The organism is Sporosarcina sp. G11-34, from assembly GCF_026931025.1.
On the sequence record NZ_JAHNZW010000008.1, the window covers coordinates 192870 to 218907 of the forward strand.

The 26038-nt window shown below is 40.1% G+C and carries 28 protein-coding genes and 1 pseudogene; 3 read left to right on the top strand and 26 right to left on the bottom strand.

Annotation, left to right across the window (positions count from 1 at the left end):
* Positions 1 to 17 precede the first annotated feature (17 nt).
* From KSU66_RS13680 to KSU66_RS13765, 18 genes and pseudogenes are all read right to left on the bottom strand, one after another.
* On the bottom strand, positions 18 to 1013 hold the full coding sequence (locus KSU66_RS13680) for an ABC transporter substrate-binding protein (RefSeq protein ID WP_269052018.1): 996 nt from the start codon (positions 1011 to 1013) through the stop codon (positions 18 to 20).
* A gap of 251 nt (positions 1014 to 1264) precedes the next feature.
* Positions 1265 to 1915: an SIMPL domain-containing protein gene (locus KSU66_RS13685; RefSeq protein WP_269052019.1), complete on the bottom strand. Its 651-nt coding sequence runs from the start codon at positions 1913 to 1915 to the stop codon at positions 1265 to 1267.
* A gap of 109 nt (positions 1916 to 2024) precedes the next feature.
* Positions 2025 to 3011, bottom strand: a complete 987-nt coding sequence (locus KSU66_RS13690) for an alpha/beta fold hydrolase (protein ID WP_269052020.1) — start codon at positions 3009 to 3011, stop codon at positions 2025 to 2027.
* Entirely contained in the window at positions 3012 to 3524 is a 513-nt protein-coding gene (locus KSU66_RS13695; RefSeq protein WP_269052021.1) for a GNAT family N-acetyltransferase, read from the bottom strand. It abuts the gene before it with no gap.
* Positions 3525 to 3729: 205 nt separating this feature from the next.
* Positions 3730 to 5082: a gluconate:H+ symporter gene (locus KSU66_RS13700; RefSeq protein WP_269052022.1), complete on the bottom strand. Its 1353-nt coding sequence runs from the start codon at positions 5080 to 5082 to the stop codon at positions 3730 to 3732.
* Between the two features lie 24 nt (positions 5083 to 5106).
* On the bottom strand, positions 5107 to 6120 hold the full coding sequence (locus tag KSU66_RS13705; protein ID WP_269052023.1) for a LacI family DNA-binding transcriptional regulator: 1014 nt from the start codon (positions 6118 to 6120) through the stop codon (positions 5107 to 5109).
* A gap of 95 nt (positions 6121 to 6215) precedes the next feature.
* Entirely contained in the window at positions 6216 to 7052 is an 837-nt protein-coding gene (locus tag KSU66_RS13710) for an SDR family oxidoreductase (RefSeq protein ID WP_269052024.1), read from the bottom strand.
* A gap of 5 nt (positions 7053 to 7057) precedes the next feature.
* Positions 7058 to 8125: a mannonate dehydratase gene (uxuA, locus tag KSU66_RS13715; RefSeq protein ID WP_269052025.1), complete on the bottom strand. Its 1068-nt coding sequence runs from the start codon at positions 8123 to 8125 to the stop codon at positions 7058 to 7060.
* Between the two features lie 13 nt (positions 8126 to 8138).
* On the bottom strand, positions 8139 to 8759 hold the full coding sequence (locus KSU66_RS13720; RefSeq protein ID WP_269052026.1) for a bifunctional 2-keto-4-hydroxyglutarate aldolase/2-keto-3-deoxy-6-phosphogluconate aldolase: 621 nt from the start codon (positions 8757 to 8759) through the stop codon (positions 8139 to 8141).
* Between the two features lie 14 nt (positions 8760 to 8773).
* Positions 8774 to 9793 (bottom strand): zinc-binding alcohol dehydrogenase family protein, encoded by a 1020-nt coding sequence (locus KSU66_RS13725; RefSeq protein WP_269052027.1) that lies wholly within the window; start codon positions 9791 to 9793, stop codon positions 8774 to 8776.
* 10 nt (positions 9794 to 9803) lie between these two features.
* Entirely contained in the window at positions 9804 to 10760 is a 957-nt protein-coding gene (locus tag KSU66_RS13730; protein WP_269052028.1) for a sugar kinase, read from the bottom strand.
* Between the two features lie 307 nt (positions 10761 to 11067).
* Complete coding sequence (locus KSU66_RS13735) at positions 11068 to 12273, bottom strand: YbfB/YjiJ family MFS transporter (RefSeq protein WP_269052029.1); 1206 nt, start codon at positions 12271 to 12273, stop codon at positions 11068 to 11070.
* Positions 12274 to 12463: 190 nt separating this feature from the next.
* Complete coding sequence (locus tag KSU66_RS13740; RefSeq protein ID WP_269052030.1) at positions 12464 to 12904, bottom strand: YusW family protein; 441 nt, start codon at positions 12902 to 12904, stop codon at positions 12464 to 12466.
* Positions 12905 to 13069: 165 nt separating this feature from the next.
* Positions 13070 to 13522: a GNAT family N-acetyltransferase gene (locus tag KSU66_RS13745; protein ID WP_269052031.1), complete on the bottom strand. Its 453-nt coding sequence runs from the start codon at positions 13520 to 13522 to the stop codon at positions 13070 to 13072.
* 478 nt (positions 13523 to 14000) lie between these two features.
* On the bottom strand, positions 14001 to 14480 hold the full coding sequence (locus KSU66_RS13750) for a metal-dependent hydrolase (RefSeq protein ID WP_269052032.1): 480 nt from the start codon (positions 14478 to 14480) through the stop codon (positions 14001 to 14003).
* A gap of 44 nt (positions 14481 to 14524) precedes the next feature.
* On the bottom strand, positions 14525 to 15013 hold the full coding sequence (locus tag KSU66_RS13755; RefSeq protein WP_269052033.1) for an SRPBCC domain-containing protein: 489 nt from the start codon (positions 15011 to 15013) through the stop codon (positions 14525 to 14527).
* A 225-nt stretch (positions 15014 to 15238) separates the two neighbouring features.
* Entirely contained in the window at positions 15239 to 16354 is a 1116-nt protein-coding gene (locus KSU66_RS13760) for an NAD(P)/FAD-dependent oxidoreductase (protein ID WP_269052034.1), read from the bottom strand.
* A gap of 326 nt (positions 16355 to 16680) precedes the next feature.
* Positions 16681 to 17322: pseudogene (locus KSU66_RS13765) on the bottom strand (VOC family protein); the annotation flags it as partial.
* Positions 17323 to 17462: 140 nt separating this feature from the next.
* Here KSU66_RS13765 and KSU66_RS13770 point away from each other — a divergent pair.
* Positions 17463 to 18224 carry an NRDE family protein gene (locus KSU66_RS13770; protein ID WP_269052035.1) on the top strand — a complete coding sequence of 254 codons (762 nt, stop codon included), beginning with the start codon at positions 17463 to 17465 and terminating at the stop codon, positions 18222 to 18224.
* Here the strand turns inward: KSU66_RS13770 and KSU66_RS13775 are convergent.
* From KSU66_RS13775 to KSU66_RS13790, 4 genes are all read right to left on the bottom strand, one after another.
* Positions 18208 to 18981 carry an exodeoxyribonuclease III gene (locus tag KSU66_RS13775; protein WP_269052036.1) on the bottom strand — a complete coding sequence of 258 codons (774 nt, stop codon included), beginning with the start codon at positions 18979 to 18981 and terminating at the stop codon, positions 18208 to 18210. The genes KSU66_RS13770 and KSU66_RS13775 overlap by 17 nt on opposite strands.
* Positions 18982 to 19016: 35 nt before the next feature.
* Positions 19017 to 19847, bottom strand: a complete 831-nt coding sequence (gene thiD, locus KSU66_RS13780; RefSeq protein WP_269052054.1) for a bifunctional hydroxymethylpyrimidine kinase/phosphomethylpyrimidine kinase — start codon at positions 19845 to 19847, stop codon at positions 19017 to 19019.
* A gap of 109 nt (positions 19848 to 19956) precedes the next feature.
* Positions 19957 to 20199: a YqkE family protein gene (locus KSU66_RS13785; protein WP_329958821.1), complete on the bottom strand. Its 243-nt coding sequence runs from the start codon at positions 20197 to 20199 to the stop codon at positions 19957 to 19959.
* 19 nt (positions 20200 to 20218) lie between these two features.
* Positions 20219 to 21403 carry an acetyl-CoA C-acetyltransferase gene (locus KSU66_RS13790; protein ID WP_269052038.1) on the bottom strand — a complete coding sequence of 395 codons (1185 nt, stop codon included), beginning with the start codon at positions 21401 to 21403 and terminating at the stop codon, positions 20219 to 20221.
* A gap of 78 nt (positions 21404 to 21481) precedes the next feature.
* On the opposite strand from KSU66_RS13790, the gene KSU66_RS13795 reads away from it, so the two are divergent.
* Both KSU66_RS13795 and KSU66_RS13800 read left to right on the top strand, forming a co-directional pair.
* A complete protein-coding gene (locus KSU66_RS13795) occupies positions 21482 to 22384 on the top strand; it encodes a hydroxymethylglutaryl-CoA lyase (RefSeq protein ID WP_269052039.1) in 903 nt (300 codons plus the stop codon).
* 70 nt (positions 22385 to 22454) lie between these two features.
* Complete coding sequence (locus KSU66_RS13800) at positions 22455 to 23381, top strand: alpha/beta hydrolase (RefSeq protein ID WP_269052040.1); 927 nt, start codon at positions 22455 to 22457, stop codon at positions 23379 to 23381.
* A 41-nt stretch (positions 23382 to 23422) separates the two neighbouring features.
* Here the strand turns inward: KSU66_RS13800 and KSU66_RS13805 are convergent, their stop codons facing one another.
* The 4 genes from KSU66_RS13805 to KSU66_RS13820 all read right to left on the bottom strand — a co-directional run.
* Complete coding sequence (locus tag KSU66_RS13805) at positions 23423 to 23674, bottom strand: YneF family protein (RefSeq protein ID WP_269052041.1); 252 nt, start codon at positions 23672 to 23674, stop codon at positions 23423 to 23425.
* Positions 23675 to 23758: 84 nt separating this feature from the next.
* Positions 23759 to 24211 carry a sporulation inhibitor of replication protein SirA gene (gene sirA / locus KSU66_RS13810; RefSeq protein WP_269052042.1) on the bottom strand — a complete coding sequence of 151 codons (453 nt, stop codon included), beginning with the start codon at positions 24209 to 24211 and terminating at the stop codon, positions 23759 to 23761.
* Positions 24212 to 24467: 256 nt separating this feature from the next.
* Positions 24468 to 25133: a hypothetical protein gene (locus tag KSU66_RS13815; RefSeq protein WP_269052043.1), complete on the bottom strand. Its 666-nt coding sequence runs from the start codon at positions 25131 to 25133 to the stop codon at positions 24468 to 24470.
* 260 nt (positions 25134 to 25393) lie between these two features.
* Positions 25394 to 26038, bottom strand: a 645-nt coding sequence (locus KSU66_RS13820) for an IS3 family transposase (protein ID WP_269052044.1), incomplete at its 5' end; no start/stop codon positions are given.

The window sequence follows — 26038 nt, forward strand, 5'->3', positions numbered from 1 at the left end:
AAAGATTCATCTCCTAATTATTCGCTGAATTCAGCGTTCCACTCATCTTTAATTTCTAATTCAATTGTATCTGCCGTATCTTTATTCATTACAAATTTCAAGTTTTGTGGAACTTGAACGGGTAGATCAGCAGGCTTACTTTCTCCTTTGAGAACTTTTGCAGCCATTTCGCCGGCTTCATAACCGATATCAAAGTATTCAAATCCGTATGCCGCTAGACCGCCGCGTTTTACAGAATCAAATTCACCGACCATCATTGGTATTTTATTCGCATTCGCTACATCAATGACAGATTCCAGTGCATTAACAACTGTGTTATCTGTAATGATATACAAAGCGTCTACTTGTCCAAGTAAGGACTCTGTCGCTTGTTTTACTTCTGCAGACGTTGAAACAGACGCTTCAACAACCGTCATATCCATTTCCGCTAGCATTTCTTTCACTGCATCTACTTGCGCACGAGAGTTTTGCTCTCCAGAGTTAAATACCATTCCAACATTTTTTGCACCTAATTCTTCTTTAAGAAACTTCATTGTATTCGGAATCGCTTCCGGATGATTGTCAATTGTTCCCGTGACGTTCCCGCCCGGACTTTCCATTGATTCAACCAATTCTGCTCCCACCGCATCTGTTACTGAAGTGAAAATAATTGGAATTTCAGTTGTTTTACTAAGTGCTGCCTGAGCACTTCCGGTTGAATTCGCGAATATTAGGTCAACATTCGAGCTAACTAGGTTTTCCGCGATTGTTGTGTTGTTGCTGTTATCGCCTTGAGCGATTTGTACATCGTATTCCACGTCAAGTCCGGCGTCTTCTATTGCTTTTTTAAAGCCATCATAAGCTGCATTTAACGATGGGTGTTCTACAATTTGAGTGACTCCTATTTTATATTTCTTTGCATCATCTTTTTCACCGGATGCATTTGTTTTTGGTGTTTCATCCTTTGTTCCACATGCCGCAAGAAGCAGCACAGAACTAAAAACAATAAGCATAATCCTTGTCCAACTCTTCATCACAATTGCCCCCTTCGAATCTACTATTGCCCAATCTTCTAAACAATCTATAAGCAATAATTAAACGTAATCGTACCCCGCCGGAAATGTTTAGTCAATAACATTATCAATATTTCGACAACTAAAACGTTTTCATTGTCTTTTTTGAATGAATAGTGACTAAATCTATGTAGAAAAACAGACTTTTATAGGCGCAAAGTCTGTAGGTATTTTTACGGGAGAATATATTTTTTACAGTACCCAATACAATATTAGTATTGAAATTGGACTTTTACTGCTGCATTAACGATAATCTGTCCTTGTTTGATTGGTGTGGAAGTATGCGCTTCAGCCGAGGCAAACATTCGCTGCGTAATGGGCTGCTCCGTAACTTCTTCAACGATTTTAATAGGAGTAGGATCGAGCTGAAGATTCATGGTCTCAGCCATCGCTTGTGCATTAGCCAATGCGTTCTTTAGCGCTAAATTCAATGCTTTTTGATATTCCAATGGTTCGTTTTCAACCGTGAACTGAATATTCGATACCCTATTCACACCATTTTGAACAGCTATGTCTATCACATTTCCAGCTTGTTCAATGTTTGTAATCCTAACAGTGATTCCATTTGAAACCTCATATCCCCTAAATACTTGTTCGCCTTCAATATAGTCATACTGCGGAAATATATTGTAAGAAGCCGTTTGTATATTTTCACTACGAATCCCCAATTCCACCAACGACTCCACAACCTGATTCATAATACTAGCATTTTCCCGTTGAGCTTGGATAAGTTGTTTATTTTCGGTGCTTACCTCCAACTGGATTTGGACAATATCCGGTTCAATAAAGAGGTGACCTACTCCTGTAACAGTCATAACCCGGCGTTGCTGACGGATTACTTTTTGCACATAAGGGTAATACATTTGCCTCCGCCTTTCCCGATGTTCACTATGATCAATAGACACTATTCATATGGCCTGGGAAAAATAACTGTGTCGAAACTTTATCATTATTCTTCACTTAGTCTTTTCTCTAATTAACATCTCCTACTCCTTCTACCTTCAAAAAATGCATAAAAAGTTCATCAATCTCTTTCCCAATAAACTCAGGTTTCCAAGCATGAACATAATGTCCGACATCCAAGTTTACGTATTGACCATGCTCAAGTTGGTCGACATATTCTGCGAGCATTTCTCGCCAATTAATTATGTCAATACCATTTCCATCTGAGATAAAAAAATACATTGGGACTTCCACAGGAACCTTGGATTTATCGACTTTCTTGGCGTTCGCTTGAACCTGTTTCACTTCTTCTCGCATGTTTGCAGTAAGTGTTCTTCTGTAAAATAGTGACCGATACGTAACCATATCCTCTTCCGACAAGTATCCCGATTCTATAGCCGCAGAACTATTAACAATCGGTGGAATCAACCGAATTAACCCGGTCCGGGCGAAAGCTGTGGCTGCAATCATTGATAATGGTGAAGGAATTGGCAACACTTCGTAGACACTTGGAATGGCGGGATCTAAACCTATAATCGCTTCTACCTCTTCGGGATATTTTTGTGCCCACCGAATGGCTTCCAGACCTGACATCGAGTGTGCAGTCAATACGTAAGGGGGGCCTATATCCGCAAGTTGAAGTGCAGTTCGGCTTTCTTCTAGCATAACGTCAATATCCCTTGAAACTTCCGCAACTTCACTCCAACCGTATCCGGCTTTTTCTACGACTGCAATCGTATACTTCCGTGATAATTCCGACCAAAGCGGCTTAAAATCCAACATAGGAGCACTCGTTCCAGCACCCGAAAGGAACACGATTGTCTGCGCCCCATCGCCTTCCGAATAAACATGCATAGCATGACCGTCCACATCGACCATCTTTCCAGGCGGTGGCGTTAAGGCAAGTTCTTTTTTCATGGCAATTGAATGATATATCCAAGATCCTGCAACAATGTTTCCCAAAAGGACAAGCATGGACAAAAAAGAGATTTTAGCTATTCGTTTAAACTTCTGCATTTATTCAGTCCAATCCGAAATATCATCCCAGCCATATGCAATTTCTTTCAATTTCTTGCCCGCAATTTCTATTTCTTCAGTATCGATCTTCTTGCCTCCCAATGCCTCATAAAAACGGCAAGCTGGATTATCTTCCAAAGCCCAAATGAGCATCGAATCTAATTTCTTGTACTTTAAATCATCAACGACGGGCTGGACGAGTAATCGACCAATCCCCTTTCCCTGATACCCTTCCAAAAGATATATCGCATATAATTCTCCCGTATACATTTCATATTTTCCTGTACGTTCTTTTCCTCCCGCGGAGAATCCAATGACTTGCCCATTCTCATTTTCTGCTATGTGTACATAATTCACAGTCGTGCCTTTTTTCCACATCTGCTCCTTCTCGTCGTAGGAAAGACTTTCCAAAAAGGTTTCTGGAACAATCCCTTTGTATGTCGTCCTCCAACTGTCTACATGCACCTTCGCAATTCCCAGGGCATCCTCTATATCCGCTCTTCGAATTAACAATTCAATTCCCCCTTTTATGCTTATATGTATGTTATCACAGTATTATAACTACTCTAGATTTATCCGGAATACTAAAAAAACGGGTGATTTTCCTTCCCCACCATAGTTCAATATATATTGAACTATGGTAGGGACACAAAAAAAGCATGATCCACTTGGAATCATGCTTTTTTCATGTTTTATGGAGAAAGGAACAAATACGATCTTATACAAACATGCTTAGAAGTAAAACAAACCCTAGACCAAACACGGAAATAACCGTTTCTAATACTGTCCATGTTGCGAATGTCTCTTTCATCGTTAAACCAAATGATTCTTTAACAATCCAGAAACCCGTATCGTTAACGTGTGAGGCAATGATACTACCCGCACCAGTTGCTAATACCATCAATTCAAAGTTCACATCTGTACCTGCCATCATTGGGATGACCAATCCGGCTGTTGTGAGTGCAGCAACCGTTGCCGACCCTTGTGCGACTCTTATAACGGCAGCAATAAGCCAAGCTAGGATTAGCGGTGATATTGTACTTCCTTCAAAAAGGACAGCAACATAATCACCAACGCCGCCATTGATTAGAACTTGTTTAAGTGCTCCACCCGCACCAAGAATTAATAACATCATACCGATTGCTTTAATAGCAGTTTCTGCAGATTCCATAAGTTGTTTCATAGGAATATTTTGCTTGACACCCATCGTATAGATCGCAAGCAATACAGAAAGTAACATAACTGTCGTTGGAGATCCAATCATTGTAACTAAATCAAAAAATACATTACCCGGTCCATCGCTACCTTGCAACAACTTAATAATTGTTGAAAAAGCCATTAAAATAACTGGGAATAACGCCGTGAATGCACTAATTCCAAAACTCGGTGTATCTTCTAATTTAAATTGTTTTGTTTCACCAATCGAAGCAATACTACCACTTGTGCTATCTTTATCAAATGCTTTAGGTACAAACTTCTTAGCGAAAACTGTAAATATAGGACCCGCAATAATGACGATAGGAATCGCAATTATAAAACCGTAAAGCAAGACTAATCCAACGTTTGCTCCAAATTCATTTGCAATAACCGTTGGACCTGGATGTGGCGGTAAAAATGCATGTGTTGCGGATAATGCCGCCGACATCGGAAGACCTAAATATAAAAATGGCACTTTGATTTGTTTTGAAATTTGATAAACAATCGGAATAAGTAGTACAAGACCTACTTCAAAAAACAGTGCAATACCAAGAATGAATGAAGCAGTAACAACAGCCCATTGAATATACTTCATTCCAAATTTTTCTATTAATGTCATTGCAATACGTTGAGCACCGCCTGAATCGGCGATTAGTTTACCAAGGATTGCTCCTAGTCCAAAGACCAATGCAATACTACCCAACGTTCCACCCATACCACTTTCAACTGATTTAACAATTTCATTTATCGGCATACCCAAAGCTAGAGCTATTAGGAATGAAACAACAACTAACGAAATAAATGTATTTATATTAAACTTCATAATCATTATGAGTAAAACTATAATTCCTAAAGCAACAATTAGTAATGGCATAACTTTCTCTCCCTGTTAACTACATTATTGTAATGGATTGGTAGATTCTCTTTCAATTAACTTTGGTTGTAACCGATAAATCTCTGGTACGTTTCGTTCTTTTTTATTGATTTGCTTCATGAGTAATTTAACAGCCAAATTGGCCATTTCAATCATCGGTTGAGAAATCGTTGTAATAGAAGGTGTGTAAAAACTTGCAAATGGAACATCGTCTATACCAATAACTGCAACATCTTCTGGTATTTTTAGATCATATTTTTTTATATATTTTAATATTTCCATAAGCACGATATCGTTTCCCGCCAAAATCGCATCGGGTCGTTCCTCAAGCTTAAATAATTCTTCAAGAGCTGAAGGGATTGCGTCTGCATTAGCTGTTTTCACGTAATCCAAGTTTACAGTCAATCGATGTTTCTTAAGCGTATTTTTATAACCTTGAATTCGTTCAATTCGGGGACTAATATTTCTAATGATTGATGTTGTGACAATAGCGATACGATTGTAACCGTTTTCAACGAATTTGGTCACCGCCAATTCTGCCGCTTTATCGTTATCTAAAAGAACGGTATCAATCCCAAGATCAGCGAGTGTCCTGTCCATAAAAACGAGTGGAAAACGAGACTGTTTCATTTTTTTGTATAAATCGACGTTTCCGCCTGTTGGAAATATAATAATTCCATCCACTTGTTTTGCCAAAAGCATTTCAATATATTCTTTTTCCTTTTCTGGTTCATCATCCGCATTGCAAACAATAATATGAAAACCTGTTTCATAAAACTTATTTTCAATTGCCCGGATGATATGGGTAGAAAATGAGTGCAGAATATTAGCGACAATGACTCCGACTGTAAATGTAGATTTCTGCGTTAAACTTCGAGCTACTGTGTTCGGACGGTAATCCAGTTCTTCAATCGCCAACTTAATACGCTCACGTGTACTTTCACTCATGTATTCATAGCGTTTATTTAAAAACTGAGAAACCGTACTTTTAGATACATTCGCTTGCGCTGCTACATCAGCTATTGTAATTCTCTTCAAATGATCCAACTCCATTTTTTAACTTCATTCCATCAAGCATACAAGACTGCTTCATCATCCGACAAGGGCTTATGAAACAGTCATATGCAAGATGATTATACGCCGGAGTAGGCCATAAAGCCTCCATCTACTTGAATTGTCGTTCCTGTCACAAAACCGGAACAGGATTCATCGACAAGAAACAGCATCGCACCGAGCAATTCTTCAGGTTTTCCGAATCGTTTCATCGGTGTCGCTGTAATGATTTTATTGGAACGTGGGGTATAGTTACCGGCCTCGTCAAGTAGTAAGTTACGATTTTGTGTTGTTAGGAAAAAACCGGGTGCAATCGCATTTACTCGTAGCCCTGTTTCAGCAAAGTGGACAGCGAGCCACATCGTAAAATTATTAATGGATGCTTTTGCTGCGCTGTAAGCTGGTACTTTCGTCAACGGAGTGTACGAACTCATTGATGAAAGATTGAGTATTGAAGGTGCTTCCGATTTCAATAATTCTTTTCCGAATACTTGTGTCGCTAAAAAAGTACCAGTGAAATTTGTAGAAAACACATTAGAGAAACCACTTTCATCCAAATCGAAGAAAGATTGACCTTCCCCACTTTCATCGTAAACTTCCGGATCGGTTACTGCATCCGGATGATTGCCACCCGCCCCGTTTATGAGCATGTCCACACGGCCGAATTGTTCAACAATCTCCGCCCTTGCCTGCTCTAATGAGGCTCTATCTAGCACATCTGCTACTACTGCAATAGCTGTGCCGCCAGCTTCTCGAATGCTGTCAACGATTCCTTGACCTTTTTCGGCATTCCGATTCAAAATCGCCACTTTAACACCTTGGCGCGCTAGTTCACGCGCCATTTCTGAGCAAAGGACACCGCTTCCTCCTGTTATGACGGCGACACGGTCTTTTAAGTTTTCATGAATTGGAATCATTATACTCATCCTTCTTTTTTAGCCTCATACGCATCCCATAGACCGAGCAGATACATAATGCCTAGCGCACGGTCATACAGACCGTATCCCGGGCGACAAACTTCTCCCCACAGATGACGACCATGGTCTGGTCTTACATATCCATCGTAGTTTTGTTTGTTTAGCTCTTCTACGACACCTTTCACGTCAATCGAACCGTCTTGTGTATAATGAGACGTTTCAACAAAATCCCCGTTATCATAGATTTTCACGTTACGAATATGTGAAAATGGTGCGCGTGAAGCGTATTTTTTCGCGATTTGAACCATATCATTCGATGGACTTGCCCCCATGGATCCCGTACACATCGTAAAGCCATTCGATTCCGAATCAGAAATAGCGATTAGTTTCTCGTAACTTTCCTCACTAGTTATAATGCGTGGAAGCCCGAAAATAGACCAAGGCGGATCATCCGGGTGAATGGCCATTTTAATGCCGCATGCTTCCGCAACAGGTAAAATTTCTTTCAAGAAAATCTCCAGATTTGCCCATAGTTGCGCTTCATCCACTTCTTTATACGCATCAAAAAGTTCCGTAATCTTGTCCATTTTCTCCGGTTCCCATCCAGGAAGTGTTAAATCTGACGCTTCACTTACCGTACGGACTAATTCTTTCGGATCCAGACCATCTACTTTTGCTTTTTCATAAAATAATGCTGTCGATCCATCTTCCAACGGGTGGAACATTTCGGTACGAGTCCAGTCGAAAATAGGCATGAAATTATAGCAAATTACTTTTACGCCGAACTCAGAAAGATTACGGATTGTCTCTTTATAATTTTCGATGTATTTATAGCGGTCTTCGTTTCCTAATTTAATCGATTCGTGTACGTTTACACTTTCGACAACGTCTGTATGGAAGCCAAATGAACGAATATATTCGACCTCGTCTTTGATATCTTCTTTTTCCCAAACTTCTCCGGCAGGGATTTGGTGCAATGCCCAAACGATTCCCTTTGTTCCTGGAATCTGTTTGATTTGTTCAAGTGTGACTGTGTCATTATCTCTTCCATACCAACGAAATGTAATATTCATGATGCCACTCCTTTTATTTTTTAATTTTGTTGATATATTGTTTACTAAGTTCCACTACAGCGTCGTAACCGCCTGATTTGTATGCTTTGTTTAAATCACTGCCAATTCCGACGGCGACCGCACCGGCATCGAGCCAATCATTCATATTATCCAGATTGATGCCGCCCGTTGGCATAATTTTCACTTGCGGTAACGGGCCATTCACCGACTTAATAAATGATGGATCGAAGCCGTTCGCTGGGAATAGTTTTAATACGTCGCAACCCAATTCAAGCGCTTCCACCATTTCACGAATCGTCATGCAACCCGGGAAATAGGGAATGCCGTAGCGGTTACAAATGACTGCTACTTCTTTATTGAACTGAGGACTTACAACGAACTTCGCCCCGGCCAAAATTGCGTGACGTGCCGTTTCTGGGTCCAGAACTGTTCCCGCTCCTAAAAGAAGATCTACATGTTGTAATCCTTCGAACACCTGTTGAACTTGTGGGGTTGTATACGTAAGTTCAATCGCTCGAATACCACCTTCGGCCGCTGCTTTTGACAACTGAATAGCTTCTTCTGCATTACTTCCACGAATAACCGCAACAACTTTAGACGCTGCTATTTGTGCATGAGTCTCAAACTTGGACATGGTTGTAGCCTCCTTTAGTCAAATACGATAACTGCTTTTCGAACTTTATCTGGGTTATTTTCAACAAACGTAAACGCTTCTTGCACATCTTTAAGTGCAAATGTGTGTGTAATTAACCCGTCATGTTTAATTTTCCCTGAATTTAATAAGTCAACAACTTTTGGAAATTGGTTCGTTTGTAGCCTTGACCCAACGATTGTTATTTCTTTTTTTGTTATTAATAACTGTGGGATTTGTGCGGGTCTTTCATCGAAACCAAGCACGACGACCGTTCCTGCAGGTGAAACAACTTCAATGCCCAATTCGAATGTCATCGGTAAACAAACGGCATCGATAACGACGTTTACGCCTTCGCCTTCCGTCCACTCTGCCACGCGTTCTTTGACATTTTCTTTATTGACTTGAACGGTTACATCTGCACCATTTTCCCGTGCGAATGCTAGACGTTCTGCGCTCAAATCGGTCATCATAACAGACGCACCAAGTAATTTGGCAAATTTCAAAATACATATACCGATTGGGCCTGCACCTTGAATAAGGACGGTATCGCCTTGCCCTACCTGACCTCTCCAAGTTGCCTGTGCTCCGATTGTGTAAGGCTCCGCCATGACAGCTTCGTTCCAATCAAGCGCTGAATCAACTGCATGAAGCTGATTTTCAGGAAGCACAAAAAATTCTCTCATCCCACCGTCTTCATGCACACCGAATACGGATAGCTTTTCACATACGTTCGGACGTCCTTTTCGACATGCATAACATTCGCGGCAATAACTAATTGGTTCTACAACGACATGGTCTCCAACTTTAAGTGATGTAACACCTGATCCAGTTTCCACCACTTCACCTGTCACTTCATGCCCCACTACACGCGGCAATGTCGCAAGCGGGTTCGTTCCGTGATAAATATGCATATCCGATCCACATATACCAACACGCTTTGTTTTCACTAGTACATCCGTTGCAGAAACGATTTGTGGTTGTTCCACTTCATTGATGACAAGGTCATGCGCTTTTCGTACTTGTACAGCTTTCATATGATCCACCTTACCTTTCAATAATATTTTCTTTTCGGATGAAAGGTAGCAATTCTTCCAAATAAGGAAGCCCTTCATTATCTCCGGATACTGTCGTCACAAGTGCTCCGACCCCATTGGCCAATTCCAAGCGTTCTTCCGGAGAATATCCATTCAAATAAGCATATATATAACCTGCATCGAACCCATCACCTGCGCCAACCGTGTCTACAGGTGTGACTTTAAATGCTTCTTTTTCATACCATATACCCTCTGTAAAAATTCTTGAACCGTTTGCTCCGTCTTTTATAACAAATTGGTTAATTTGAAAACGATTGGCACAGTCTATAAGTGCTTCGTCTGAAGATTCTCCAAGAATTAGTTCGATTTCATCAAGCCCTGTTAGTAGAATATCGACGTATGGGAATACTTTCATGAACGTTTCTCTCGCTTCTTCAATACTCCACATTTTCAAACGAAGATTCGGATCGAATGACACTGGTATTCCTTTTTGTTTGGCCATTTCAAGCACTTGCATTACGATTTTTAAATTTTCGGAGTCAATGGATAAGTACACACCTGATAGATGGATCACATCGATTCCTTCAAACATTTCTTTTGTAATATCTTCTGGTTTCATCGTAAGTATGGGCGACTGATGGCGATAATAAAATGTCTTTCCTGAACCATCCTCTTGTATTTCTTTAAAGTTCAACGAAGTAGGATAACCTTCCATAAGCTTGACATCCGACACATCGATTCCTTCGCCACGCGCGAAATTATAAATGACACGCCCAAACTCGTCTTTTCCTAAACGGCTCACCCATTTTGACTTAAGGCCAAGACGTGCACATCCAATTGCAAAGTTTAACTCCGCACCGCCCACTTTACGGGCGAAATTTGTGACGAACCGTAAAGGGCCAGTCTCTGCTGGATTCATTGTAATCAAACCGTCACCAAGTGTTAGAACACTAAAATTTGAAGTCACATAATTCCTCCTCTTTAATAACATAAGCCTATGATTTACTTGTATAAAACCTTTAATAAATCGGTTTAGTAAATCGGTTTAGTAAAGTATACAATGAAAAGGCTTACACAATCAAGCGTTATATTATTTAATCTAAACACTCTATTCTTTTCACATTCCCTTTGCTCATTTCGATTGAATACAAAAAGAAAAAACACCTATAATTAGGTGTTTTCCCTCATCCAAACGTCCACAGTTTTATAAAGTTGATCTTTTAATGTAAGTTCAATCTGCCGAAGATTGCAACTTTATTCAGCTATAGTTAACATTAATACACCGGTACTTGACTCACTTCTTTCACTACCTTTTTCTTAAGTCTTAAAGACAAGATAAACGCTAGCACGAGCAATCCACAGCAAAGAATCAAAGAAGAAGAGATTCCACCGACATGATCAATCATCCAGCCGCCAAGTCCCGGACCAAGTAGCTGCCCCGATGCGAAATAGACAGTGACATACCCCACTGCAACCGAAGCATAGGAAGGATGAATCTGTTCCGTTGACAACGCTTGAATAAGCGAAAGCATCCCAACAACTGTGATTCCCCAAACAAACTGACTAATTACAAATCCGATGAATACAGGGAAGAAAACTGGAAGAAGCATGGAAGAGGCGCCTAAAGTAAGTGTAATAATCAATGACTTCCTTCGCCCGATTTTATCAGAAATCGCCCCCCATAGTGGACCGCTGAAAATGGACATTAGCCCACCGAAAGCCATAATTTGACCCGCAGTATAACTTTCAATTCCCGACTCCAAAATAAAACTAAACAAAAAACTTTGTGGAATTAAGTAAGCAAAACCAATGAGCCCATAAATAACAGCGACAAGAACAATTCCTTTATGAAGATATACTTCCTTCCATAACGACTGTTTCTTTTGTTCCTTATTCAATAAAGGTACGGGTGGATCCCGTAAAATTAAAAGTGCGGAAAGTGCACACAAAAGTGATAATAGCCCATAAAGAAACCAAAGATAGCGCCATCCTTCAATCGAAAAGGTCGTTGTGAAAAATGGAATGAGCAGACTGGAAATAAGTGTTCCTAAACCAAGTCCACTAACGAGAAAACCTATCATCATTCCCCGTTTCTCCGGGAACCAGCCAACTACAATATTAATAAGCGGCGTATAAGTGAAAGCAGTTCCAATTCCAAGAACAATCATCGCTACAAGACAAGCAGTGAAACTTTGAACTGTTGCCAAATACATTAAACCAAAAGCGACAAGAAACGTACCAGAAACAACTAATTTTTTAGCCCCCCATTTTACAGCAAGTATACCCGCAAAAAGAACCATTCCCAAATAGCCAATCGAATTTGTCGTTGCCAGCATTCCCGCCTGTCCATATGTCAGGGACAAGCTCTCTTTCATAAAGGGCATTAATATCCCATATGACATCCTTCCAAAACCAAGCGAACTGATCGTCACCAACATGCTTGCTAACGCATACTTCCAAATAGGTTGTTCCTGATTCATCCGCCCATCCCCCCCAGACAACTTCGTGATAAATACTGCTTATTATTCTATGGCTATTTTACCACATGAAGTAGCGGAATAGTCGGAATTGTAAACAATTAGTATTGCGGTTGTCTATATTATAAGTTCGATTATGGCGTCACTTCAGTAAGAGATTTTGGTGTTTGTAGTCTTATACAATTTTGTATTTTTACTTCGTCATCGTTAGTTCTTTTATATCATGGCCCTTAAATTTCACTTTTAACTTCAAAGTTTTGTAATCTATAATTTCGAATGTTTCCGACGCCTTTTTTATCATGTCTTCGTCATCCATATCGGGGTTAAGTGCAAGTTCTTCAAAGATAGGTTCAAGTTTCTCCATCGCTTTATCACCATGCAAGTATAGATCTTCTGTTTTATTTTCATATATTGCCTCTGTCTTGTCTGGTTTTTCATCGTAATTCGCTTTAAGTGCTTGCTTCATTTCTTGTGTATCAATTTCCAAACCAAAGGATGTGAAACCATATGTGCTGCCGGGAGATTCATCCGCTTCTTTCGGTTCTTCTTTCACAATATTTTTATTTGTACAAGCGCAAATGAACAATATAGATGTCATCAGTAGGACTAGTAACATAGCACTTCTCTTTTTCAATTCACTCATCCTCTCTTCAATTCGACAAAAAATCGGTTACCATTAATCTAACCGATGAGAAGAAGGGTTATACAAATTATATTAATGTTTACTACGGCTAGCTTATTGCAATTGAAATATAAAAATCGCTTCTACAACGGTCGTAGAAACGATTTCACTGATCTATTATTTACTTAAATTCAGCACATGCGTCGTTTCTGATGTTGAATCGTCCAATTCGAATCCATTTGCTCTATAAAAAGCATCCGCTTTTGACGATTCCGTTCGTACAGTCAGTTTTTTGAACGCATCACGGGAATGATTCACAATTTCTTTCAGTAAAAGGGATCCGACTCCTTTTCGTCTAGCTTCGTCTAAAACATAAAATCTTTGTAGACGTGCAACTTGTGTATCTTCGGAAAAAGGAGATTGGTTCACGCCGCCGATTGCAACAACATTCCCATTTTCATCGCGTATCGAAAAAAGGGCCTCACCGGGCTTATTGAATCTATTTGTTCCATCCGCGTAATCAGTAGCCAGCCTTGTTAAAAACCGATAGCCTTCCGCTTCACTTTCTTGTATTAAATGTGCAATCTTAATCGCCTTTAAATCGTCAACTCTTTCTATTTTCGATCCCATCCCAATTTCCCCCTATCAATTCAAATGATTTCCAATATACTGCTTACTTCAACATCGACATCGAAAAAACCTTTATTTATTTATCCAAAAAAGTATCCGCTTGCATGAACTGCGCAGCGAATACTTATATGAGTAAATTTCATAATAGAAGATTTAGTCTTGAAATACGAACAAAGTTGATTTCCGCTTCGGGCGGACGCTTTCCGTGGGCACGGCTTCAATCTCCTCGTCACTGCGTTCCTGCGGGGCTTTCAGCTCGCGCTGTTCCCACTGGAGTCGCCGCCCTCCGCTCCAATCAACGAAACGCCTTCTATATTAATGGACAATAAAACTTAAAACCCATTATCATTCGTATTTTAAGCTAAAATAGGGAATTATGAAATCGACTCATATATATGTTGAAATAAAGAACTTAATTGAATCCGCTACAGCGCATTGGAGGTGCCTCTCACGATAAGCCGGGCGGGATACCCCTTTGTTATAAATAGTAACCAAGTGATTCAAAACCATAATAAAACGATACAAGTGTTAAAAGACTAAATACGATACTTTCTACTTTGCTTCCAGTCTTTGTTGTCAGTGGGAAGCGAACCGTCATTTGAATTGGAAAAAGTAGTTTGATGCCGTTTTTTGTTGCCATGTCGAGTAAATAATGACTTACCATTCCTGCCAAAATCCCTGCTTTTACTGCCTCATTTGGAATAAATGAATTTAGTAACCACGCAACGATTACTAAAAATAACAAACTATGTGTCAAGGTACGATGACCAAATAGCATATTAATTAATTTCGATAATAGGGGAAGCTTCCTCCCAATTTTACTGCCCCCGTGACAAATATCCGGAAGCAAGGCACCAATTATTCCCGCACCCAACATAATAAGGGGATCGTGATTACCAATTTGTGCATAAGCAAGACTTGCCGCAATACCGCCTACGATGTGTGTTTTCCCTGTCATGCCTTTTCTCCTCATTTACTAAAAACTTTCTTGTTTTACTTCGATTACTTATCGCCGGAACCGGTCAACCCGTCAATTACCTGTGTGTACTTCTCGTACCACTTTTCCCATTCTGTTCTTCTGTTAATTGGCTTCCCGTCGAGCAACGCTTGAATAACATCCAAACAAACATGCCATCCCGTAATATCTTTTTTGGTTTGTTCAGTCAGCGTATTGATTTTCTCTTCAAATACCAATACACATCCATTCGGTTTTGAATGGAATTCGAAACGAACTTCATCACCGAACCAATCAAACGCCAAGACGGAAAACATTTTAAGTTCGGTAATCTTAAGTTCCTCATCCATTACATCTTGAATGTAGAAATTCATAAATCCGCCCTTTTGTAGTTTTCCGACACGTAGCTCTTCAAACCACTTTTTTAACAGCCTATTATCCGTCAGCATTGCCCAAACATTTTCAATGGGGTGATTTAACTCGCGCTCTATATGTGCGAGCAAGCCTTTTTCAATTTGCTTGATTTCGGCGATCATATAAACATCCTTTCCGCCTTGAAAATTCGAGATTTACAACTCCATTATGGAACATATGTTTCAAATATGCAAACTTCTTGACGACGTCTGACCGAATTAATCTTCAACTTCCAGAAAGTGTAAAAGCTCTCGGTACACGAACCCTTTATTAAGAGAACGAAAAGCAGGAGCTGCAAACCGCTATCGTTTGACTCCTGCTTTTTGTTGAATAAACTTCAGTTCATTTTACAAAATAGCCCCCGCCACATCATATAACTCAAGGTCTATTTCAACAGCATCGCCAAGTGCCAGTTTTGCGAGTTGTTGCCCTAAGAATGGTCCAACAGTTAATCCTGAAGCACCAAGTCCATTGGCAAGAAAAAGCCCTTTGATAGTTGGTACGCCGCCAATAATCGGAAGAAATCCCGGTGTGAAAGGACGAAACCCAACACGCGCTTCGATGAAGTGACTATCCGCTAACCCAGGTGCGACAGCTATCGCTTTGCTAAGAACTTCATGTAAACCTCCAGCTGTTACACGCTGGTTAAACCCTACGTCATTTTCATGTGTTGCCCCGATAACGATGCGCCCGTCTTCAAATGGAACAATGTATTGGTCATGTGGCGGCATAACGACAGGCCATGTATTCGTCATTTTATTTTCAAGCTGTAAATGTACAATTTGCGCTTTTTGCGAAGTTAGTTGAAGGTTTATTCCTAAAGGCTTTAGTAGCTCATCCGCCCATGCACCCGCGGTTACTAAAACAGCATCCGCTGCATATTGCTTATTTTCAACTTGCACACCTGTCACTTCGTTGCCTGAATGTATGAGTTCAGCTGAACCACCGACAAATGTAGCGCCATACTTTTCCGCCGCATTTACGAGCGCTTGCCGTAAAGCACGTCCATTGACACGTGCAGCTCCACTGACATGTACAGATTTATAATCTAATGAGATAGGAGGAAACAATGCGGATGTTCCGGCTGAATCGACTTGTTGAATATCTCCAATTTCGGGGGCCTCTTCACGTCTCGTGATTGCACGTTTCTCCATTTGGTTTAGTTTTTCTTCGTCTGTGTGTAAACTAATCGAACCTACTTTTTGATAACCTGTATCCGTTTCTCCATCATCTTTAAGTTGCTTAATAAGTTTTTCATAATACGCCGCTCCACCTTTTGCAAGCGCATACCACGCCTTGTTCCTCCGCTGGGACAACCATGGACAAATAATCCCCGCTGCGGCATCCGTAGCCTGCCCCGGATCCTGACGGTCTATAACTCTTACATTAGCTCCCGTTTTCGCTAAATGGTAAGCTGTCGAAGCGCCTAAAATTCCTGCACCAATTACAATATATTGTTTCATCCTAACACCTTTTTCCAAGTAGTTTTTATTGCTTCATTTTACATGACTTTGTGGTGACACTCAAACAGGCTTGCACGAGAGGAAATAAATTCAATCGATTCCAGTTTGATGCTTTGTGGTGGAAACCACTTATGATAAACTTGAATATAATGGAGTCGATTTCATAATTCCCTATTTTAACTTAGAATACCAATGATAATGGGGTTTTAAGTTTTATTGTTCTTTAATTACGAATAAAAACAGACATCCAGTTAATCAATTGGATGTCTATTTTTATTTTAAAACTCAAAACTGAAAGAGTTCACTCGTTCTTGACCAAGTTTATCTTATGACCGTTTCGTATTTAATGGTTTGATATTCGCTTCAATCGCTTCACGTTTACCTTCCAAAAATGGTGGCAAAGCAAGTGATTCTCCTAATGTTTCAAGCGGTTCATCCGTAGCGAAACCAGGGCCATCTGTTGCCAATTCAAACAGAATGCCATTTGGTTCGCGGAAATATAACGAACGGAAATAAAATCTTTCCACAAAACCGGAGTTTGGTAAACCCGCTTTGTTCAAAACATCAATCCAAGCGTGTAATTCTTCCACATTATCCACACGAAAAGCGACATGGTGGACTCCGCCTTTCCCTTGAATTTCCGCAGGTAAATCATTGCGAGGTTCTACTTGTACTTCAGCCCCGGATCCGCCTTCCCCAACTTGCATAACAATGATGTCATCTTGACCTTTAACGAGTGCCGGAATACGATTTTTCTCTGTAAACCCTAGAATTCGAAGGACTGCTAAAGCCTGTTCCGGCATACGTACTGTAAGTTTTACCGGGCCTAATGCCGTAATTCCAAATTCAACAGGTACCGGGCTTTTATCCCAAGGTGCTCCCGCTTCAACGCCTATATTCGTTTCATCTGAAACTAAGGTAAGTTGCTGCCCTTCTGGATCTTCAAAGAAAATCGCATTTCTGCCCGCATATTTCATTTTACGTTCATTTATATACATCCTCCTCAATTGCAAAGTGTCTTGAATTCGAGGTAACTATAGTTCATAGAACTTTTCCTGTTAACAGTTCGGTTTGATGTATACTAATCATAAAAGGAGGAGGAGTATATATGTGTTTAATCAATTTTCAATTTCATGAACATCCAAATTATAAATTAATTGTTGCAGCGAATAGAGATGAATTCTACGGTCGACCTACTGCTCCAGCACATTTTTGGGAAGATGAACCCGAAGTTCTTGCAGGACGTGATTTATTGCAATTTGGGACTTGGCTTGGTGTAACAAAGCAGGGACGTTTTGCCGCATTGACAAACTTTCGTGACCCATCACAAATGGGTACTGGGAAAGTTTCTCGTGGGGAGATTGTTCGAAATTATTTGGCTGGGGACACTTCTTCAAATACTTTTCTCGAATCGCTACACGGGGAAAAAAACAACTATACAGGCTTCAATCTACTTGTCGGAAATCCTGATGAATTGTTTTATTATAGTAATATACAAGGGGATATAATCGAAGTTTCTGCGGGGACACATGGACTTAGTAATCATTTACTCGATACACCGTGGCCTAAAGTAACAAAAGGGAAACATAACTTAAAAACGTATGTTACGGGACAAGAAAAAGTTAATGTGGATGCGTTGTTTACGATTCTTGCTGACGAAGAAATAGCCCAAGACACCGAGTTGCCGCAAACAGGTGTCGGTTTAGACCTAGAGCGAAAACTATCTCCACTTTTTATCAAAACACCTGATTACGGCACTCGTTCGTCCTCTGTTTTACTTGTCGACACTAACAATCATTTCACTTTTGTTGAACGTACATATGAGCACGGTGAATTAACAAAAGAAAATCACTTTACGTTTCAAGCGTGATATCCAAGTCCATTTCCAAAACAATTGGGCAATGATCACTACCAAGTACGTGCGAATGGATGGCAGCATCTGTTAAGTATGCTTCGAGTTTTTTCGAAGCAATAAAGTAATCAATGCGCCATCCAATGTTACGCTCTCTTACTTTACTCATGTATGACCACCATGTGTAGGCGCCTTCTCGTTCGGGATGAAAAAAGCGATATGTATCTACAAAACCTTCTGCCAAAAGGGCGGTCATCTTGCCCCGTTCTTCAACTGTAAAACCAGAATTACCAATATTCGGTTTCACATTCTTTATATCTATTTCTTCATGGGCCACGTTTAAATCTCCACATAAAATAACCGGCTTCTTTTTATCCAACCCTTTTAAGTGTGTGCGCATTTCGTCTTCCCATTCTAAACGAAAAGGTAATCGCGCTAAATCTCTTTGCGCGTTAGGAGAATACACATTAACCAAATAAAAATGCTCAAATTCTAACGTAAGAATCCGACCTTCATCTTCTTTCTCCTTGTCCCCTACACCGTATGTCACGGACAACGGTTTTTCTTTTGTGAATACGGCCGTTCCAGAGTATCCTTTCTTAACTGCGTAATTCCAAAACTGATAATAACCATCTAACTGTAAATCAATCTGTCCTTCTTGTAGCTTGATTTCCTGCACCGAGAAAACATCCGCATCTACTTCATTGAAATAATCAAGAAATCCCTTTTTAACGCATGCCCTCAATCCATTTACATTCCATGAAACTAACTTCATATCCAAATAACACTCCATATCTTTTGCACTCTAATTCACATAGTCTCTATAATCACCGTACAACCGGTTTCGTCATATTTGCCAAAAGCGAAATGATTGGTCGGACCAACACCATGTTTAAATTCCAAGGAATGACGAATACCCGCTGTAATAAACTTCTTCGCTTTTTCCACAGCATCCGGAACGGATTGTCCTTTAGCTAATTCAGCCGCAATCGCCGCCGAATATGTACATCCCGCACCGTTCGTATGAATGGTTTCGATTCTAGGTGCCTCAAAAAGATAGAACTGGCAACCGTCATACAATACGTCAATCGCAGGCCCCTCTAACCGTCCACCTTTAATGAGAACGTATTTAGGTCCTAGAAGACGCAATTCAACTGCTGCTTTTTTAAGATCTTCAACTGTTTCCAATGCATCTACTTCCAATAACTGCGCGGCTTCGGGCATATTCGGAGTAATGATTGTCGCAAGTGGCAACAGCTTGTTTTTCATCGCTTCCATAGCGTCTGTTTTCAATAAGGCTGATCCCATTTTTCCAATCATGACGGGATCGACAACGATATTTGTGACATCTGATTGTTGAATCCACTCGGCGGTCTTCGTAATGATCTCTTCTGTAAATAGCATACCTGTTTTAATTGCATCTGCCCCGATGTCACGTAATGAAGTGTACACTTGCGCCTCGATTGCATCAATCGACTGTGGGAAAATCCCTTGACCCGTCCTTGGGTTATCGGCAACAATTGCTGTTACCGCGGTCATGCCGAATACATCCAACTCTTGAAACGTCTTCAAATCTGCTTGGATTCCTGCCCCTCCCCTTGCCGCAGAACCCGCAATCGATAAAGCTCGATACATCATAATCATTCATTTCCTTTCTTTTAGGTATGTGCATATTTTATTCTTCCATCATACCAGTTCTATAAAAGAAAAAGCACCAGCCAAATTTCAGCCGGTGCCCTAGCAATTAAGTTTAAGAATTTTGCTTGTCGTGCTCTGCTAAAAGTTCCGCGAAGCTTTTGTTTTTTTCTTGTTCTTTTCGTTCTAAACGAAGTTGCTCTTGGCGCTTCTCTTCTTTTTCACGCTCTTTAGCCGTTAACTCTTTTTTAGCCGCTTTCAGCTTTTCAAGAATATCATCCCCAATTGAGTCCGATATCGTTAAGTTCTCATTTTCTTTCTTTTTTGGTTGAACGCTATTTCTTTTTTTCTTTTTCATCATATACACCTGCCTTAAATTATGCGCGTTTCACAATCGTTGCGACACCTTGACCTCCGCCAATACAAAGCGTTGCGAGTCCCGTTTTCGCATCGCGTCGCTGCATTTCATGAAGAAGTGTTACGAGAATTCGTGCTCCGCTTGCCCCTATCGGGTGACCAAGTGCAATCGCCCCGCCGTTAACATTTAGTTTATCGGCATCGAATCCAAGCTCTTTGTCAACTGCAATTGCTTGTGCCGCAAATGCTTCATTCGCTTCGATTAGATCAATATCAGAAAGATTCATATCTGCCCTAGAAAGCACATTTTTCACTGCTTGTACTGGCCCGATTCCCATAACAGATGGGTCAACACCTGCATTTGAATTCGCTACAATCGTTGCTAGCGGCGTCAAACCAAGTTCATCCGCTTTTTCTTTCGACATAATAACGAGTGCCGCTGCACCGTCGTTAATGCCTGAAGCGTTTCCAGCAGTTACACTGCCATCTTTTTTAAACGCTGGTCGTAGTTTTCCAAGCTTTTCAGCTGTCGAGCTCGCTTTGACATACTCATCTGTATCAAAGATGATTGGCTCCCCTTTGCGCTGCGGGATTTCAATTGCAACAATCTCATCCGCAAATTTACCTGCTGTTATTGCCGCAGATGCTTTCTCTTGAGATTTCGCTGCAAATGCATCTTGCTCTTCACGAGTAATTGAATAACGCTCGCATAAGTTTTCCGCTGTAATCCCCATATGATAATCGTTAAATGCACACCATAATCCATCTTTAATCATACTGTCGACAATTTTCTTATCGCCCATTTTAAATCCTTCACGACCATCATTCAATATGTAAGGCGCCTGGCTCATGTTTTCCATTCCACCGGCTACAACGATATCGGCATCTCCCGAAAGTATTGCTTGACGTGCAAGTTGAACCGTTTTCAATCCTGAACCACATACTTTATTTATCGTCATCGCTGGAACTGTTTCGGGTAAGCCCGCTTTTATGGCTGCTTGCCTTGCTGGGTTTTGACCAAGTCCCGCTTGTAAAACATTCCCCAAAATCACTTCGTCAACTTGTTCAGGTGCTACCCCAGCACGCTTTAATGCCTCTTTAACTACTATCGACCCTAAATCTGTCGCCGCGATATCTTTCAATGAACCAAGGAAAGATCCGATTGGAGACCGAACCGCACTAACAATAACTACTTCTTTGCACATTTTTATTCCCCCTTTTCCCCTAATTAAATTTGCTTGTATAGGCATCCCTTCATTACAATATACTTAAGGAGGGATTGTATGTTCATTTTACCAGAAAAAATTAAGATAATCGAGGTTGGACCTCGGGATGGATTACAAAACGAAAGTAGGCATGTCCAAGAAGATGACAAACTTGCGTTCATCGAAGCTTTACAAAATGCCGGGATTTCCGAAATGGAGTTGACTTCATTTGTATCCCCTAAATGGGTACCGCAAATGGCAGATGCTCCAACAATCGTGAAAAAGGCAAAGCATATAGGACGTCAATTTGTTCTTGCACCAAATGCGAAAGGTGCAGAACTAGCACTTGAAGCTGGTGCACAAAGTATTGCCGTATTTGTGGGGGTCAGCAATACATTTAACCAAAAAAATATTAACCGAACGACCCAAGAAAGCTTGGAAGCACTGGATCCAGTTATTTCAACATTAAAAGATAAAGGCATCTTTGTCCGTGCGTGTATTTCAACAGCTTTTTATTGTCCTTATGAAGGGAAAATGGATCCCGACGCCGTCGTTGCACTTTGTAAACGATTTGTAGCAATGGGTGCTGATGAATTAAGTGTTGCGGACACAATTGGCAGAGCAAATCCGCAAGAAAGCTATGAGCTGTTTAAAAAGCTGAAAGAAGAAATTCCAGGGATTTTACTAACTGCTCATTTCCATGACACGCGTAAAATGGCACTAGCAAATACGTTTGCAGCGCTTCAAGCTGGGATTGACAGATTTGACACATCTGCTGGTGGTCTCGGGGGTTGTCCATTTGCACCGGGCGCTACAGGCAACGTAGCGACGGAAGACGTTGTCAACATGCTTGATACGCTAGGGATTGAAACTGGAGTCGATGTGAAAAAGGTTTGTGAGGCAGTAGCCCTCATCGCTCCACACGTCTCACGTCCTATCGAGACAGGCATGTACCGACTTTTTGTAAACGGACAGCTTTAAGAGCATCTAGCGGGCTTAGTCGGATACTTTATTTCAATTTAGACAGACAGTAAAAAAGGAGAGTGGCAGTTTGAAACGTCGCTTGCTATTTATAACTGGCGTTCTTTCAAGTATTTTCACTGCACTTCTAACTATTTTCGGATTCGTCGCATCAAATAAACTAATGTATTTAAAACTGAAAGACACCGAAGTCATTTTGCAACGAGAAACGTTGGCCAAAAGGTTTGATGAAAAATGGTACGAAATTGTTCAAAAAAAAGAACTGTGGATTGATTCACCAAATGACTATTTATTGAAGGCCATTTTTCTCAAACCATTACAGACACAAAATACGGTCATTATTTGCCATGGAGTAACTGAAAATAAAATCAACTCTATTAAATATGCACGCCTATTTGAACAACTTGGTTTTAACTCTGTAATCTATGATCATCGGCGGCATGGCGATTCGGGCGGTAAAACAACAAGCTTTGGTTTTTATGAGAAAACAGATTTAAAAGCCATCGTTTCCTTTATTCGCGAAAAAATTGGCAAGGAGGCACTGCTCGGTATCCACGGCGAATCGATGGGTGCAGCGACTACGATTCTCTATGCGGGCACTTTTAAAGAGGAAGCTGATTTTTATGTAGTCGATTGCCCTTTTTCCGATTTTACCGAGCAAGTTCTTCATATACTTCGAAGTGAAACACCTTTGCGAAGTACGATGACACTTCGAATTGCAAACTTATTTTTAAAATTGCGAGATGGCTACACACTCAAACTGATTTCACCTAGAGAAGTTATAAAAAACATCGCAACGCCTATGCTTTTTATCCATAGCCTGGAAGACGAGCTAATCCTTCCACATATGACAAAAGAGTTGTACGAAGCAAAAAAAGGCGATAAAATGTTAAAATTATTTAACAAAGGTGCCCATGCAAAGTCTTTCAATGAAAATCCACAAGAATATGAACAGACGGTAAGGGAATTTTTAAATCGTTTCGTTTTCACTCAATAAAAACACCCAAAAGGAATTTTCCTAATGGGTTTTTTTTATAATTACTTTTTAGCTTTTTTTGGTTTTTTGCCCTGTTCATTACTCGCTTTATTCATCTGACTCATCATTTGATTTATTTTCTTTTGTGATGGTTTTTGTCCCATTTGCATCATCATCATTCGTAACATATCTTCATTAATCGGCGGGTTATCTTTTAAATATTTCATCATATATTGACGTGCAATGAAAAATCCGAGAGCCACACCAGCTAATAGCGCGACGACGATTAATATAATTCCCAATGTCAAGCTCATCCGCTATACCTCCTTCACTTCAGTAATACAAGTATCATGTCACCATGAAGGATTATACAGCAGATTTGTTTATTATACTACCTTTTAGCGAAACATTAATTCTTCTTTTTCGGTAGCTTGTTGCATGTATTTTATTGGTTTTAACCATCCCCACTCTTCGTGTCCGTCCATTACCGCAAAAAAACGATTACCCGATTCTGATAAAGCGACAAAAAGATCTAAATCCAACATACGAGAACCATCACAGTAGACGTTCATTGAATAATCAGACAGCGTTATGTAAATGGAACCTTTGACTGGATGTGTTAACGTATACTTTCCATTTTCATATTCCATTGTCGTGAATAACTTTCTAAGCTTTAAAGCGATTACATCGTGAACTGTTTGTTTTTCAATAATATCGCATAGATAATGAATTTCTTTCAAATCCTCACCTTGTTCCAAGTTCTTCGTCAAAAGATTGTATAACAACTGTTCCCGACCAATTACGAATGGCTGGTACATTTTTTTCACTTTATATATTCCATATGATCTCAATATTGCCACCCCCTGATGAAATCTTACACCTTTCTGTTTGAAAAGGCTGTCACATTACGGAGTAAAACATCACTATTATTGTCACATTCAGCGTATTTCTGAAAAATCGGACCAGTTAAACCTTAGCGTGATTGCGTCTGGATTTTGAAAAAGTAGAAACTAACTATATATATATATCTACGAAGCCGCAACAAAACAATTGAAAACTGGTTCATCTTGGGAAAGTTAAAATTCCTCTGTTATTTTCATCTCTATTTTAGGAACTTAAGTTTTCTGTTCGCATAACGTTGCATTCCGTACATAAAAAGAAATTCAGTATTATTTCTCCAAATTGAAAAGAAATAGCGCTTATCAAGTCACTGTTTTCCGACATATCTTCCGTTATGGAAGCTAGGTACATCATTGGATTGCCACAATAGCAACACTCGTATTCCTTCTTATCTTCCTCACTCTCCATCAGCTCGTTGAAGAGCCGCCCGATGTAGTTTGTGCCAAATTGATCGAAAATGAAGTCTATCTCTTCATCAGATAAGTTATCTTTCATGATTTCTTCTTCAAGTAATGGGATAAGCTGTAGCGGAACCTCTGGAAGAGGAGACGGTAGTTGGTCTTCTTCTTCAGCTATCCAACATTCTTCATCATTTTGTGAAAGAAGATGAACTTCTCCCTGCTCTATTCCGAAGAACTGTGTTTCCCAACATCCAGAGCAGTTTAGACAGCCAACTAGAGGCAATACTCCCAAAATAGAGTGAACCGATTGGAGAGCAGGATCAGATGTATCAAACCTCATGATGAGTTGCATTGGTTGTTTACAATTAGGGCACAGCGGAGTTTTGAAGGCTTTCCCTCCAAAGAAATGACTGTATTCGTTTTTTCCTTCTAAAATCTTATAGCCATTTAGTGACTTTTTACTATTGCACATATTTTTTCACCTCAATATAATCTTTTTCTAATTGTTTACTGCATTTTATTATGCAATCGGCAGATCACGCTTATATCGATCTCTTCAATTTTCAACGGAAAGGTTCTAATCCTGGTTTACATTCTTTTAGATTCCTTTCGTTCATGTCTCTAATCCTAATTTTTCAATAAATCAATTGATACTTTTTTTGCGATGAAATAAATAAAAAAGCTGTTCCGTCAATCAAAATTGATGTGACCCCTTAAAGTTAGAGTTTTATATTAAGCAGCTTGTTGGCTGGTGTGAAGACGGTATTGTACCGGACTCATGCCCGCCAATTTCTGTTTGATTCGTTTGTTATTATAGTAATGAATATACAATTCGATATCACTTTTTAGTTCCTCATAAGTGCGAAGTGGTACGCCATAATACATCTCCTGCTTCAATAATCCAAAGAAGTTCTCCATAGGAGAGTTGTCTAAACAGTTTCCTTTACGCGACATACTTTGGAACACGTTGTGTTCTTTGAGCGTAAGCGACCATTCGTTGTGTTGATAATGCCAACCTTGATCTGAATGGATTGTGGTGCGATATTTTGCGTTTCTTACGATGTCGAGTGCTTCTTCTAAAGGCTTCATCACAAAATCAAGAGTAGGATGCATATTCATACCGTGGGAGAGAATCTCTCCATTATACATATCCATCATCGGACTGAGATAAAGTTTACGTTCATCTAAACATTTAAACTCCGTTATGTCCGTTGTTAGTTTTTGGTACGGGATAGGTGTGTTAAAGCGACGGTTCACCAGGTTCTTTGCCACTGTACCTACGGTACCATTGTAGGAACTATAGCGACGTGATTTCCGAGTAAACTTTGTCCCCTTCAATCCGAGCTTGTGCATGATTCGTTGTACTTTTTTGTGGTT

Excerpts from the sequence above, each read along its gene's own strand:
- KSU66_RS13710 (WP_269052024.1), bottom strand. The coding sequence starts at position 7,052 with ATGATTCCAATTCATGAAAACTTAAAAGACCGTGTCGCCGTCATAACA.
- KSU66_RS13775 (WP_269052036.1), bottom strand. The coding sequence starts at position 18,981 with ATGAAGTTAGTTTCATGGAATGTAAATGGATTGAGGGCATGCGTTAAA.
- KSU66_RS13700 (WP_269052022.1), bottom strand. The coding sequence starts at position 5,082 with ATGCCATTACTAATTGTTGCTTTAGGAATTATAGTTTTACTCATAATG.
- KSU66_RS13750 (WP_269052032.1), bottom strand. The coding sequence starts at position 14,480 with ATGACAGGGAAAACACACATCGTAGGCGGTATTGCGGCAAGTCTTGCT.
- uxuA (WP_269052025.1), bottom strand. The coding sequence starts at position 8,125 with ATGAATATTACATTTCGTTGGTATGGAAGAGATAATGACACAGTCACA.
- KSU66_RS13770 (WP_269052035.1), top strand. The coding sequence starts at position 17,463 with ATGTGTTTAATCAATTTTCAATTTCATGAACATCCAAATTATAAATTA.
- KSU66_RS13785 (WP_329958821.1), bottom strand. The coding sequence starts at position 20,199 with ATGAAAAAGAAAAAAAGAAATAGCGTTCAACCAAAAAAGAAAGAAAAT.
- KSU66_RS13720 (WP_269052026.1), bottom strand. The coding sequence starts at position 8,759 with ATGTCCAAGTTTGAGACTCATGCACAAATAGCAGCGTCTAAAGTTGTT.
- KSU66_RS13725 (WP_269052027.1), bottom strand. The coding sequence starts at position 9,793 with ATGAAAGCTGTACAAGTACGAAAAGCGCATGACCTTGTCATCAATGAA.
- KSU66_RS13755 (WP_269052033.1), bottom strand. The coding sequence starts at position 15,013 with ATGATCGCCGAAATCAAGCAAATTGAAAAAGGCTTGCTCGCACATATA.
- KSU66_RS13680 (WP_269052018.1), bottom strand. The coding sequence starts at position 1,013 with ATGAAGAGTTGGACAAGGATTATGCTTATTGTTTTTAGTTCTGTGCTG.
- KSU66_RS13790 (WP_269052038.1), bottom strand. The coding sequence starts at position 21,403 with ATGTGCAAAGAAGTAGTTATTGTTAGTGCGGTTCGGTCTCCAATCGGA.
- KSU66_RS13745 (WP_269052031.1), bottom strand. The coding sequence starts at position 13,522 with ATGGGATCGAAAATAGAAAGAGTTGACGATTTAAAGGCGATTAAGATT.
- KSU66_RS13735 (WP_269052029.1), bottom strand. The coding sequence starts at position 12,273 with ATGAATCAGGAACAACCTATTTGGAAGTATGCGTTAGCAAGCATGTTG.
- KSU66_RS13760 (WP_269052034.1), bottom strand. The coding sequence starts at position 16,354 with ATGAAACAATATATTGTAATTGGTGCAGGAATTTTAGGCGCTTCGACA.
- KSU66_RS13805 (WP_269052041.1), bottom strand. The coding sequence starts at position 23,674 with ATGAGCTTGACATTGGGAATTATATTAATCGTCGTCGCGCTATTAGCT.
- KSU66_RS13795 (WP_269052039.1), top strand. The coding sequence starts at position 21,482 with ATGTTCATTTTACCAGAAAAAATTAAGATAATCGAGGTTGGACCTCGG.
- KSU66_RS13685 (WP_269052019.1), bottom strand. The coding sequence starts at position 1,915 with ATGTATTACCCTTATGTGCAAAAAGTAATCCGTCAGCAACGCCGGGTT.
- KSU66_RS13815 (WP_269052043.1), bottom strand. The coding sequence starts at position 25,133 with ATGTGCAATAGTAAAAAGTCACTAAATGGCTATAAGATTTTAGAAGGA.
- KSU66_RS13690 (WP_269052020.1), bottom strand. The coding sequence starts at position 3,011 with ATGCAGAAGTTTAAACGAATAGCTAAAATCTCTTTTTTGTCCATGCTT.